The sequence below is a fragment of the Pseudoalteromonas sp. A601 genome, from assembly GCF_002165575.1.
GTDB lineage: Bacteria > Pseudomonadota > Gammaproteobacteria > Enterobacterales > Alteromonadaceae > Pseudoalteromonas.
In genome coordinates, this window is record NZ_MXQF01000035.1 from 1 (window position 1) to 13,753 (window position 13,753).

Below are 13,753 nucleotides of genomic sequence, written 5' to 3' on the forward strand. Positions count from 1 at the left end.
GCCAGTCAGCTTAACTGACTGGCATTACGCTTTTAGCGGCGTTTTTTATATCCATAAATTACCAAGAGGTGTGTCTTGGCGATAATGATGGGCTAATTGTGCTTGTAATAATTCGGCGGTAGCTAACGCATCATTCAGCGCATTATGATTTTGGTACGCCGGCAATGAATAGCGCGTTCGTGAGTTAGCCAACCTAACAGAGTCTAGTTTAGTATTAAATAGCCGTCCAATTAGTCCCTGCCTTGCTTTTAATGCTCGTTTTTCTAATTCAAGGGTGTCAATCACCGCAAACTCAAGTCCTTCCCCTAACCGAGCCTTCAGTGCTTGATATAAAAAGTGTCGTTCAATTGGGGCAAAATGGACCACTATTACTTTGCCTTTAAGTGCATTTAATAACGGTGTAATAATTTCTGAAAAATCTGGCGCGTTAATTAACTCTGAATGAGTGATACCGTGAATAACAATGGACTCTTCGGCTAGTTTTTGTTGCGGCTTTACCAACCAGTGTTGACTGTCTCGACAATATATACGGCGGCTATCAAAGGGGATCAAGCCCACACTGACAATATCATCAGAACCATAATTTAGACCGGTCGTTTCAAAATCTAGTGCCACTAAAGGAACATCACTTATAGGCTTAGTTTCGTCAACAACTACATCTTGATAATAAGCTTGAATACACTGGTTTTGCGCTTCATTTTGTAGCTGTAAATACCGTTCACGCCAATCAACTTTATTCGCTACCATGCTATTTAATACCTGAGTTAGCAGAATATTTAAATTTAAGAAAGTTTTGCGCTTTATCTAAAATTGCAAAGGCTTCCTTTAAATTGCGCTGTTCAAATGGAGATAGCAGGTGCGGCTCTAAGTCGTTATCAGGTTCCTCATTGAGCTGCTCTATTTGCCAAGCTTGGTGGCGAATACGTACCATGGCTATATATTCTAAGGCGTCACGTAAATCTTGCGCTTTGCCATCCGGTAACAGTTTTGCATCAATAATATCCTCTAAACGCTCAAATGAGTTTTGTTTACGTGAGCCAACGGCAAGAGCATGAACCCTTATCACATCTGACAGAGGGGCTGTTCCGCGACGCTTCAAGTTCATTGAGCGTTTATGTTGACCATTATGTTCAAGTACAAAGTCCTTAAAAAAACCTAATGGCGGTGTGCGATTACGTGCATTGGCGGCCATATTAGCTAAAAAGCGTTTATTGTTACGCCCTTCTTTTGCAATAAAACGCTGCAGTTCTTGTGCCCATTTTACTTTTCCGTGAACACCATCTAGATCAAAGAATATCGCGCTATTGAGCAAAGCTTGCGGTTTAGGCTCTGCTATCCACCCTGCAAATTGCTGTTGCCATTGCTCTTTCGTTAAGCGCCATTTTTTAAATGAAGCCATGATTTCGCCATCACAATATTTATAGCCACATTGAGCTAATCCATCACAAACAAAATCAGCCAGCTTTTGGAAATAGTCATCATGTTTATCTTCATCAAAATTATTATCAAGAATAATAGCATTATCTTGATCTGTAACTATGAGTTGCTCATCCCGTGCCATCGAACCTAAAGCAATAAAACAGTAATTTATGGGTGGTGGGCCAAGTTGCTCCTCGGCTAAAGTTAACAAGCGTTGTTTGAACGTTCGGCCAATAACGGCCATTGCTGTGCCAATCATATGAGAGTTGGCATCTTCATTAACCATTCGTACAAATACATTTGGTAATTGCCTTGCATAATAAGCAAGATCTTCTACAGAAGGCTGCGCTAAAATCCCTCTGACAAGTAACAAGCTACTTTGGGACTCATAACGAAGAATATCAGACAAGGATATAACACCAATCGGTTTTTTCTTTACCACAACAGGGAGATGGTGAATGTTATCTCTAAGCATGGCTAAGACCGCTTCAAACACATATGCATTACTGTCGAGTAGAATCAGATCCGTTTGCATAATTTGTTGAGCGGGCTGTGCATAATCTAAACCAAGGGCAATGACTTTACTGCGTAAGTCACGGTCAGTAATAATACCCACAACTTGTCCATCATCGTCTTCAGGATCATCACTTATTGGCTTATCGACATCAGTGACTAAGACAGAAGAAACTGATTCGTCCGTCATTATTTGGGCAACATGTTGTATACTGGCATCCTTTGCTACCGTTACCACATCTCGGTGCAATAATGACTTTACTTTTGCAGTGGTCAGATCATTTCCATCTGCTTGCTCAACAATTGCTTGGTGTAATCTAACAGTACCATTGGCTTCAAAATAATCAGCAAACGCTTCATACTTATCACAGTACTCAGTAAAAATATCAATGTTAATACAATATAGCAGCGTGTCTTCAATGGCTTTGGCTGGGTAGCGAACTTTACGGTTCATTAGTAATCCCATTTGGCCGAATATACCACCGACGGTCAGGCGATTATCAAGCTCGCCATCGCGACGATACGTTTCTACAGCGCCACTGCGTATTACATATAAGTCACTGATATCATCTCCATATTCATGGATAACCGTTTCTGCGCGATAATATGAAACCTCAACTTGGCAGGCAATATGATTTAGGGCATCTTCTGGTAAGTCATCAAATGGAGCATACTCACTGAGGAAACTGGCGATATCAACGTGTTCGGCTTGCATTACACTGTCCGTTTATTAAAGCATTTTGTTGATTGTGAGCTTAATCGGCTATTTTTTCAAAGAAAAATAGCCGATCACCGGCTTAAAGTTTTTAGGCTTGCTCTAACTCCTGCGCTAACTGTTTCGTTTCATCACCACGAGGCTTAGTAAAACGCGCTAAACCAAGGTAAATAACCGGCGTTAAATACAAGGTAAATAATACCGCTAACGCTAAACCACCAAAGACAACCCAGCCTATTGCGTTACGAGCTTCGGCGCCTGCACCGCTAGACATAATAAGCGGTAATGCTCCTAGCAATGTTGAGATCAAGGTCATTGTGATTGGTCTTAATCTCACTAATGCAGCCTGTTCCACCGCCTTTCTAACTGTCATGCCTTGATCCCGTAACTGATCAGCAAACTCAACAAGTAAAATCGCATTTTTTGCGATAAGCCCTATCAGCATAACTAAGCCAATTTGTGAATAAATGTTGAGGGAAGTGCCTGTTAAATACAAGGCAAGTATCGCTGAAGTAATACCAAATGGCACCGTTATCATCACCACAACAGCACTATTTACATTTTCAAATTGCGCTGCTAATACTAAAAATACAATTAAGAAGGCCAGCACATAGGTCATGAGCACTTCATTAGAGGTTTCTTCAAAAGTTAATGCTTCACCTTTGAAAGCAAGACTAATTCCGCTAGGTAATGATTGCTCTGAAATATCACGTAATTGCGTAACAAGCTCAGCAATACTCATATCCGTTGGCAGTTCCATATCAAGCTCAATGGCACGGCGTTGAGCATGACGCTCAAGCTCTGCTGCAACCCCTTCTTCTGTTATATGCGCAACACTGCTTAACGGAACTAATTGGTTGTTTCTCGCACTGACATATAAATTGGCTAAATCACTTGGATCACGAATCGTCTGGTTTTGCGCTTGCAATATAATAGGCACAGATTGATCGCCAATATTTAAATCAGCAATATCATCCCCATTAATAGCAGCACGTAATGTTATGGCAATATCACTCAGTGCAACCCCAAGCTCTTCTGCTCGTCGTCTATCGATGTTCACCCTTAATTGTGGTTGCGATGGTTGATAAGAAACACGTACTGAGCCTACAGCTGGTAATGCTTGCTCAATCTGTGCGGCAAAGTCTTGCGCAGCAGCAAAAATACGTTTGTAATCTTGCCCCAATAAAGCAAGCTCAATGCCCCCACCTTGACCACGTAGATTTAAGCTATTAGAGCCATTAGGCCGACCAGCAGCGCCAGGAATAGCACCGAGTGGTTCACGAATTTTATCGATAATTTCTTGCTGTGTAAAATGACGCTCATCCCAATGTTTTAATGGAACAGTTATAAAAACAATATTTGGATCCCATTGACCCACCACTGTATAAATAGATTCAATCTCACCACTTTCAACATAAGGGAGTAGAATATCTTCCATTTGAATAGCTTGGCGGTCCATAAAGTTAAGGCCGACGCCATCTGGACCTCGAGAGAAGATTCTGATTTTTCCGCGATCTTCACTTGGCAATAATTCATTGTCTAAATTTAGATAGAGTGCACCAGAGCCTGCTGCGACCAATAAGGATGCAACAAACGTCAACCATGCGTGATCAAGCACCCAGTGAATAGTTTTAGAGTAAATACTCGCAAGCCAATGACCAAATTTTGCAAATGGGTGCCAGCCCCCCTGCTTTAATTTAAGTTTAGAAGTCAGCGCAGGCACTAAAGATAACGCAACAAAACTAGAAATGATCACTGCGCCGGCTAACACACCACCAAACTCTCTAAATAAACGCCCTGCTGTAGAAGGTAAAAACGCAATCGGCACGAACACCGCCGCCAATACGGCTGTTGTTGCAATAACAGCAAAAAATACTTCTCGCGTTCCAACCACAGCCGCTGCACGACGGCCAAGACCTAAACCCCGTTGCCTCTGAATATTTTCACTGACCACAATGGCATCATCCACAATCAAACCAGTAGCTAGCACAAGGGCTAATAAAGTAAGAATATTAATTGAAAAACCAAGCGCCCAAATTAATGCTAAAGAGCCCACTAAAGCAACAGGAATGGCAAAAGCAGGTACTAAGGTTGCACGCCATGAGCCAATGAATACCCATAAGGTAATCACCACCAACAAAATGGTTAATATTAATGAACTGATCACTTCGTCTACAGAACTACGAATAAACTGCGCGTCGTCAGAGGTGAGAGTAAATTCAAGTTCAGGAAATCGAACTTTCATTTTTTCAAGCAACCTAAGGACTTCATCTGAAATTTCAATAGTATTTGATTGTGCCTGTCGGATGACTTCCATCCCTATTACTGGCTTGCCATTTAAACGTACCATAGAGCGTGGATCAGCAGGACCAAAATACACCGCGGCTATATCACCAATGCGAGTATCTTCTCGTATTATGATATCTGCAACTTGTTCCGCCGTAATAGAGGTTGCATCTGCGCGTACAATAACTTGCTGATCCGTAGATTTTAAACTCCCGGCAGGTACATCAAACGGCGCTTGGCGCAGGACTTCAGCAACATCAGGGACGGTTAAATTAAAACTGGTGAGTTTTAGTGGGTCTAAACGAACACTTAGAACCCGTTGACGGTCACCATTTAATCGCACATCAGCTACACCTGGTATGGTTAAAAATTGTGGCGCTAAATCAACCTCGACCAATTCTGTTAAAGCTTCAAGGGGTAAGGATTCGCTCGAAACCGTTAACGATACAACAGCTTCGGCGTCGTTATCTGCTTTAATAATTGATACCCGCTCGACTTCTTCAGGGAGCTCTCGCTGTACACGTGCAACAGACTCACGCGTTTCATTTGCTGCATCATCTAAATTGATACCCGGTCTAAATTCAACAACAATACGTGCGTTACCTTCCTCACTTTGCGCACGAATGGTTTTAACCCCACTGACTCGGGCAACAGCCCCTTCAAGCTTACCTGTAACCTCAGTATCTACGGTCTCAGGTGAGCCCCCCGGAAACGAAGCAGAGACAGTGATCCTAGGGGTATCAACATCTGGTAACTCCCTGACTTCAACACCTGCAATTGCAGCTATACCGGCAATTATAATTAATAAATTAAGGACAACAATTAAAACAGGCCGACGTATTGCCATTGAAGGCAAATCTTGCATCATAGGTTGCTGTTTCATAGCTACTCCTGAGTGTGTGCAAGTGGCGATTGAAAACTAAGCGCTTGTTGTGCTCGTAAACGCTGTACACCTTCAACAACTAAAATATCGTCTTTCCCAAGTGACCCTGATACTAATAAGCGCCCTGCAAGACGTTGTTCAATTTTAACATCTACCCGTGTTGCTTTATCATCAACGCTTGTCCATACATAGGGTCCTGTTGCGCCCCACAATAAAGCGGCTTCTGGTACAGCAGCAAAACTTTGTCCTAACACCTCAATGTGAACACGAAAGCTCATACCAGGTAAAAACTCATTATTTGAATTATCTAGTTTTACTTTGACCCGTAGAGTACGTGTTTGCGGGTCAATTCGAGAATCTAAGTACGCAATTTCAGCATCCACTGACTGGCTGCTTTGCCATGGTAAAACATGCACACTGCCCTTGTTTCTTAACATACTAATAGCAGATTCAGGTGCATTAAAATTAATATACAATGCGCGAGTATCATCAATAGTAGCGATTGCTGTTTGCGGTGTGATCCGATCACCGACCTCAATATCAGTAAGGCCCATAATGCCATCAAAAGGGGCACGTACTTGACGGTCTTCAAACTCGGTTTCGGCTTGAGTAACAGTCACTTTAGCAAGTTCAGTTATTGTTTTAGCATCGTCTAAATCACTTTGAGGTACAGCTCCTTTTGCATGACTTTGCATTAGGCGAGTTTGAATACGTTGGCTATCTGCTAATTTTATTCTCGCTTCTTCAAGCGCAGCTTTTTGTCGACGAGAATCAAGCTCCAATAAGACATCTCCAGCAGACACTTTGTCGCCGGGTTTGAAATGAACCGCGGTGACTTTATCACCAACAGCTGGATACAGCGTAACAGAACGAATTGCTTCGGCATTTCCGACAGCTTGAACTTGTTCTTTTGCACGCTCCATTGTAACGTGTTCTACAATTACGTTAGCGCTATTCGCTTGAGTACTTACCCCAGTTAACGTACACAAAACACTAAATAAAAGAACTCGAAATTTCAAAAGATCACCTAATTAATTATTATTTCCATTATTCTACGAAGTGTAACAGCTCTGTGATCAATAAATAGATTAGTACGATTAAATGGCAAAACAATGAGGTGAAATAATAAGTTGATTTATTTAGGTACGGTTTATAAACGGGTTTTATTTATAAAAGGAATAAATGAAAAAGTAAACAAGAGTGCTAACCGGGGAATAAAACCAGCATGTGAAAAGCTGACCATTAAAAAGGCTCACTAATTAGCGAGCCTTTGATTAAAGAAAAACTAGGTTATTACCAACCTGTTTTTTCTTTAAGTGCTTTACCGATATCAGCAAGTGAACGTACAGTTTGTACGCCAGCAGCTTCTAGTGCAGCAAATTTTTCATCAGCAGTACCTTTACCGCCTGCGATGATTGCGCCAGCGTGACCCATACGCTTACCTTCTGGTGCAGTAACACCAGCAATGTAAGAAACAACAGGCTTAGTTACGTTAGCTTTGATGTACTCTGCAGCTTCTTCTTCTGCAGTACCACCGATTTCACCAATCATTACAATTGCTTCAGTTTGTGGATCTTTTTCGAACATTTCTAAAACGTCGATAAAGTTAGTACCAGGAATTGGGTCACCACCAATACCAACACATGTAGACTGACCAAAACCAGCATCAGTAGTTTGCTTAACCGCTTCATACGTTAAAGTACCAGAGCGAGAAACAATACCTACTTTACCAGGCTTGTGAATGTGACCAGGCATGATACCAATCTTAGTTTCACCAGGAGTGATAACACCTGGGCAGTTAGGACCGATCATGCGTGTGCCAGTTGCGTCAAGCTTAACTTTAACGTCAACCATATCTAGCGTTGGGATACCTTCAGTGATACAAACAATCAGCTCGATGCCAGCATCGATAGCTTCTAAGATTGCATCTTTACAGAAAGGTGCTGGTACATAGATTACTGAAGCTGTCGCGCCAGTTTCTTGTACTGCGTCACGTACAGTGTTAAATACTGGAAGACCAAGGTGCGTTTGACCGCCTTTACCTGGGCTTACACCACCAACCATTTGTGTACCATACTCAAGCGCTTGCTCAGAGTGGAAAGTACCTTGGCCACCAGTGAAACCTTGACAGATAACTTTTGTATCTTTATTGATTAATACAGACATTACTTGCCCTCCGCAGCAGCTACAACTTTCTCAGCAGCATCTGTTAGTGATTCAGCAGCGATGATATCAAGACCTGAGTTCTTAAGAACGTCACGACCAAGTTCAGCGTTAGTACCTTCTAAACGTACAACAACAGGAACGTTAACACCAACTTCTTTAACTGCACCAATGATACCTTCAGCAATCATGTCACAACGTACGATACCACCAAAGATGTTAACTAAAACAGCTTTAACATTGTCGTCAGAAAGAATGATTTTGAATGCTTCAGACACACGCTCTTTAGTCGCGCCGCCACCAACATCTAGGAAGTTAGCTGGCTTGCCGCCGTGTAGGTTTACGATGTCCATAGTACCCATCGCTAAGCCTGCACCGTTAACCATACAACCTACGTTACCATCTAATGCTACGTAGTTAAGCTCAAAGCTTGCTGCATGTGCTTCACGAGCATCTTCTTGAGATGGATCGTGGAACTCACGGATTTTTGGTTGACGGTAAAGTGCATTACCATCGATACCGATTTTGCCGTCAAGACAGTGAAGATTACCTTCGTCTGTGATTACTAACGGGTTGATTTCTAAAAGTGCGAAATCGAAATCGTTGAACATGTTGCCAAGACCCATAAAGATCTTAACGAACTGTTTCATTTGTGTTGGGTTAAGACCCAATTTGAAACCTAGTTCACGTGCTTGATAAGCTTGAGGACCAACTAATGGATCGATCTCAGCTTTATGGATAAGCTCTGGTGTTTCTTCTGCAACAGTTTCAATTTCAACACCGCCTTCTGTAGACGCCATGAAAACAACTTTGCGAGAAGCACGGTCAACTACTGCACCTAGGTACAATTCGTTGGCGATATCAGTGCAGCTTTCTACTAAAATTTTAGCAACAGGCTGACCATTCTCGTCTGTTTGGTAAGTAACTAAGTTTTTACCTAACCAGTTTGCAGCAAACTCTTTTACTTCGTCGATAGTCTTAACTAGCTTTACACCGCCAGCTTTACCACGTCCACCTGCGTGAACCTGAGTTTTAACAACCCACATATCGCCGCCAATTTTTTCAGCAGCTGCTGCAGCTTCTTCAGGTGTATCGCAAGCGAAACCTTGAGAAACTGGTAAACCATATTCGGCAAAAAGTTGTTTTGCCTGATACTCATGCAAATTCATGATGCTTTATCCAATTTTTTATACTAAAAGAGCTGAATATTTATGCAAATACACAGCTATCCCAAATTGCGCACTTAGTATAGATCCCAAGGCTTAACATGAAAACCCCAGTAAGACCAAAGGCGCAAAAAAAAAGCTGTGAATGTTGATTCACAGCTTAGATTTTATACAACTAGATTAAACATCTAGCAATAAGCGAGTTGGATCTTCAAGTAACTCTTTAATTGTCACTAAGAAGCCAACAGATTCTTTACCATCAATTTGGCGGTGATCATAAGACAGCGCCAAATACATCATTGGAAGAATTTCAACTTTACCATTTACAGCCATAGGACGGTCTTGGATTTTGTGCATACCCAAAATTGACGACTGCGGTAAGTTGATAATAGGTGTAGAAAGTAATGAACCAAATACACCACCATTAGTGATTGTGAAGTTACCACCGGTCATATCGTCAAGTGATAGCTTACCGTCACGACCTTTAAGTGCTAGTTCACGAATACCTTTTTCAATTTCAGCAACAGACAGCTTATCGCAATCTTTAAGTACTGGCGTCACTAAACCACGCGGCGTAGAAACAGCAATGCTGATATCAAAATAGTTGTGGTATACGATATCATCGCCATCAATTGAAGCATTTACTTCAGGGAAACGCTTAAGCGCTTCAGTTACCGCTTTTACATAAAAAGACATGAAACCTAAACGGATACCGTGGCGCTTTTCGAATACTTCTTGATACTGCTTACGAAGGTCCATGATTGGCTTCATATTAACTTCGTTAAATGTCGTTAACATTGCAGTAGAGTTTTTCGCTTCAAGAAGACGATTAGCAATGGTTTTACGTAAACGCGTCATTGGTACTCGTTTTTGCGTACGATCACCCATTGGTGCAGCTGGAGCAGAAGCTTCAGATTTCTTAGCCGCTGGTGCAGGTGCTTTTAAGAAGGTATCAACGTCTTCTTTAGTTACACGGCCGTTTTTGCCAGTGCCTTTGATTTTAGACGCATCTAGGCCTTTTTCAGCAATTAAACGACGAACAGATGGTGTTAATACATCTGAGCTGTCGCTAGAATCTGCAGCAGGTGCAGATTCTTCTTTTGCTGCAGGCGCTGCTGGAGCGCCACCGGCTTTAACTTTACCAATTACTTGCTCACCAAGTACTGTATCGCCTTCATCATGGATGATCTCACCCATAACACCGTCTTCTTGAGCAACAACTTCAAGAACAACTTTATCAGTTTCAATGTCAACTAAGTTTTGGTCGCGAGAAACCACGTCACCTGGTTGAACGTGCCAAGTAGCTACTGTCGCGTCTGCGACTGATTCTGGAAGTACAGGTACTTTAATGTCCACTTCTTTACCTTCTGATGCTGGAGCTGATGGCGCCTCTTTTGGCGCGCTTTCTTGTTTATCCGAAGCAGGTGCGTCGGCTTTAGCTTCGTCATTTGGTGCTGCTGCTTCAGCATCACCTATTAGACCGATAACTTGGTCGCCAAGTACCGTAGCACCTTCTTCTTGTGAAATTTCAGTGATCACACCGTCATTAGGTGCAACAACTTCTAAAACAACTTTATCTGTTTCAATATCTACTAAGTTTTGGTCACGGCTTACTTTGTCGCCAACACTCGCATGCCATGTTGCAACGGAAGCATCAGCAACCGACTCAGGAAGAACAGGAACTTTAATTTCTGTGCTCATTGCTTATCCTTTATTTTCAATAGTAAGCGCATCTGCAACGAGCGCTTGTTGTTCTTTAGTATGCACTGACATGTAACCACATGCCGGCGATGCTGACGCTTTACGCCCTGCGTATTTAAGCTTAGCACCCTGAGGAATTGCTTCTACAAAGTGATGTTGAGAACAATACCAAGCACCTTGGTTTTGCGGCTCTTCTTGACACCAAACAAAATCTTTCACATGTTGGTAACGCGACATAATCGCATCCATTTCATCATGTGGGAACGGGTATAACTGCTCAACACGTACAATGGCAATGTTATCAATTTCTTGCTTACGACGCTCTTGCAGTAATTCGTAATAAACTTTACCACTACAAAATACAACGCGTTCTACCTTAGCCGCATCAATATCATCGATTTCGTCAATCATATTGTGATACACACCTTCAGCAAGATCTTCTAAGCTAGAAGTCGCTAATGGATGACGTAATAAAGACTTAGGTGTCATAACAATCAATGGACGACGCAGTGGTCTCACTGATTGACGACGAAGCATGGCATATACTTGTGCTGGTGTTGAAGGCACACACACTTGCATGTTGTGATCAGCACACAGCTGTAAGAAACGCTCAAGACGCGCCGAGCTATGCTCAGGACCTTGACCTTCATAACCATGTGGGAGCAAGATTGTAAGACCACATAAACGGCCCCATTTTTGCTCGCCAGAACTTAAGAATTGGTCAAATACGACTTGTGCACCGTTGGCGAAATCACCAAACTGTGCTTCCCATAGTACTAATGACGTTGGCTCTGCTGTTGCATAACCGTACTCAAACGCCACTACTGCTTCTTCTGATAACACAGAATCGAATACTTGGAACGTACCTTGGTCTTCACTTAAGTGTTGTAACGGCGTGTAAGTTGCACCATCACTTTGGCTATGAACTACAGCATGACGATGGAAGAAAGTTCCGCGCCCTGAGTCTTGACCCGTTAAGCGTATATCGGTACCTTCACTTGCAATCGTCGCATACGCAAGTGTTTCAGCCATACCCCAATCTAATGCTTTTTCACCTGCTGCCATTAATTTACGATCGTCGTAAATCTTTTTAACACGTGATTGTGCTTTATATTGCTCTGGGTAGTTAGCTACTTTTTCGCCTAGTTCTTTTAATTTTTCAACTGAAACACTGGCGTCGTAATCAACACTCCATTCATGACCTACATATTTAGCCCAATCAGATGAATGTGACGTTTCAGGTTGAATCTCTTCAACAACACAATTGCCATCGTCTAAACCATTACGGTAGTCATCAGCAAGTGCTTTAATTTCACTTTCAGTAAACGAGCCTTCAGCCATGAGTTGATCGGCATAGATCAAACGTGGGACTGGGTGTTTTTTTATTTTTTGGTACATGATCGGTTGAGTCGCATTTGGCTCATCCGCTTCGTTATGGCCATGACGGCGATAACATACTAAGTCAATAACCACATCACGTTTAAATTTATTTCTAAAATCAAGGGCGATTTGCGTTACAAATGCAACCGCTTCAGGATCATCAGAGTTTACGTGGAAGATTGGTGACTGAACCATTTTTGCGATGTCGGTACAGTAATCTGTAGAACGCACATCGTCTTGTTTACTTGTTGTAAAACCAACTTGGTTATTTACAACAATACGAATACTACCACCACAACTAAACGCATTAGTTTGCGATAAGTTGAAGGTTTCTTGTACCACACCTTGACCAGCAACAGCCGAATCACCATGAATTGTGATCGGTAATGCTTTTGACCCCGTAGAATCATTTAAACGGTCTAAACGAGCACGTACAGACCCCATAACAACTGGGTTTACGATTTCAAGGTGAGACGGGTTAAATGCAAGCGCCATGTGAACATTGCCACCAGAAGTCGCAAAGTCAGACGAATAACCCATGTGGTATTTAACATCACCAGAGCTTAGCGTCTCTTTGTGCTTACCAGCAAACTCATCAAATAACTCTGATGGGTTTTTACCAAGTACGTTAACAAGCACATTTAAGCGACCACGGTGAGCCATACCAATAACGGCTTCTTGTTGGCCACTTTCACCTGCACGGTGAATAAGCTCTTTAAGCATTGGAACTAGCGCATCACCACCTTCAAGTGAGAAACGTTTTGCACCCGGGAACTTAGCACCTAAATACTTTTCAAGACCATCTGCTGCGGTAAGACCTTTAAGTATACGCAACTTTTCTTCTTTACTGAATGTTGGTCGTGATTGCACTGATTCTAAGCGTTGTTGTAACCAACGTTTTTCTTCAGTTGATGTGATGTGCATATACTCAGCACCTACAGAACCACAATATGTAGTTTTGAGTGCTTGATATAAATCACCTAAAGGCATGGTATCGCGCCCTACGGCAAACGATCCCACGTTAAATTCACGGTCAAAATCAGCTTTAGATAAGTCATGGTATTCTAATTCTAGGTCTCGAACGCGTTCACGCTGCCAAATACCTAATGGGTCTAGGTTGGCATTTTGGTGACCACGGAAACGGAAAGCATTTATAAGCTGGAGCACTTTAACCTGTTTAGGGTCACCGCTTCCACCTTCTGCTACCACTACTTCTCTATGCTTGTTTTTAGCAAGCGCCGCAAACTGTGAACGAACTTCTGAATGCTTTACGTCAACATCCACACCATCTACTTTTGGTAATTGTTCGAACACTTCTCGCCATTCTTCTGGCACAGAAGTCGCATCGTCTAAATACGCTTCATAAAGCTCTTCTACATAAGCAACGTTACCGCCGTTTAAATGTGAAGATTCTAGCCATGCCTTCATCACACCTTCGTGCATTTATAAGCCCTTTTCTTTAGCGCAGAAATTAATTGTTATATAACAAGATGGCTAATCTGAATTAGCCATCTTACATTTATACAA

The 13,753-nt window shown here is 42.2% G+C and carries 8 protein-coding genes; all 8 read right to left on the reverse strand.

What is annotated here, in order from left to right:
• Nucleotides 1-45 precede the first annotated feature (45 nt).
• A complete protein-coding gene (locus tag B5G52_RS18585; protein WP_087534147.1) occupies nucleotides 46-747 on the reverse strand; it encodes a 3'-5' exonuclease in 702 nt (233 codons plus the stop codon).
• Between the two features lies 1 nt (nucleotide 748).
• Nucleotides 749-2,647 carry a DUF294 nucleotidyltransferase-like domain-containing protein gene (locus B5G52_RS18590; RefSeq protein ID WP_087534148.1) on the reverse strand — a complete coding sequence of 633 codons (1,899 nt, stop codon included), beginning with the start codon at nucleotides 2,645-2,647 and terminating at the stop codon, nucleotides 749-751.
• Nucleotides 2,648-2,738: 91 nt separating this feature from the next.
• A complete protein-coding gene (locus tag B5G52_RS18595; RefSeq protein WP_087534149.1) occupies nucleotides 2,739-5,816 on the reverse strand; it encodes an efflux RND transporter permease subunit in 3,078 nt (1,025 codons plus the stop codon).
• A 2-nt stretch (nucleotides 5,817-5,818) separates the two neighbouring features.
• On the reverse strand, nucleotides 5,819-6,835 hold the full coding sequence (locus B5G52_RS18600) for an efflux RND transporter periplasmic adaptor subunit (protein WP_176372584.1): 1,017 nt from the start codon (nucleotides 6,833-6,835) through the stop codon (nucleotides 5,819-5,821).
• A gap of 274 nt (nucleotides 6,836-7,109) precedes the next feature.
• Complete coding sequence (gene sucD / locus B5G52_RS18605) at nucleotides 7,110-7,982, reverse strand: succinate--CoA ligase subunit alpha (RefSeq protein WP_087534150.1); 873 nt, start codon at nucleotides 7,980-7,982, stop codon at nucleotides 7,110-7,112.
• Complete coding sequence (gene sucC, locus B5G52_RS18610; RefSeq protein WP_087534151.1) at nucleotides 7,982-9,148, reverse strand: ADP-forming succinate--CoA ligase subunit beta; 1,167 nt, start codon at nucleotides 9,146-9,148, stop codon at nucleotides 7,982-7,984. Before sucC ends, sucD begins: the two co-directional genes overlap by 1 nt.
• A gap of 177 nt (nucleotides 9,149-9,325) precedes the next feature.
• A complete protein-coding gene (odhB, locus tag B5G52_RS18615) occupies nucleotides 9,326-10,846 on the reverse strand; it encodes a 2-oxoglutarate dehydrogenase complex dihydrolipoyllysine-residue succinyltransferase (RefSeq protein WP_087534152.1) in 1,521 nt (506 codons plus the stop codon).
• Between the two features lie 3 nt (nucleotides 10,847-10,849).
• Nucleotides 10,850-13,669, reverse strand: a complete 2,820-nt coding sequence (locus tag B5G52_RS18620) for a 2-oxoglutarate dehydrogenase E1 component (RefSeq protein WP_087534153.1) — start codon at nucleotides 13,667-13,669, stop codon at nucleotides 10,850-10,852.
• Nucleotides 13,670-13,753: the final 84 nt, after the last annotated feature.

Bases quoted from the DNA above. Each gene is read 5' to 3' on its own strand.
- B5G52_RS18585 (WP_087534147.1), bottom strand. From the start codon at position 747: ATGGTAGCGAATAAAGTTGATTGGCGTGAACGGTATTTACAGCTACAA.
- B5G52_RS18590 (WP_087534148.1), bottom strand. From the start codon at position 2,647: ATGCAAGCCGAACACGTTGATATCGCCAGTTTCCTCAGTGAGTATGCT.
- B5G52_RS18595 (WP_087534149.1), bottom strand. From the start codon at position 5,816: ATGAAACAGCAACCTATGATGCAAGATTTGCCTTCAATGGCAATACGT.
- sucD (WP_087534150.1), bottom strand. From the start codon at position 7,982: ATGTCTGTATTAATCAATAAAGATACAAAAGTTATCTGTCAAGGTTTC.
- sucC (WP_087534151.1), bottom strand. From the start codon at position 9,148: ATGAATTTGCATGAGTATCAGGCAAAACAACTTTTTGCCGAATATGGT.
- odhB (WP_087534152.1), bottom strand. From the start codon at position 10,846: ATGAGCACAGAAATTAAAGTTCCTGTTCTTCCTGAGTCGGTTGCTGAT.
- B5G52_RS18620 (WP_087534153.1), bottom strand. From the start codon at position 13,669: ATGCACGAAGGTGTGATGAAGGCATGGCTAGAATCTTCACATTTAAAC.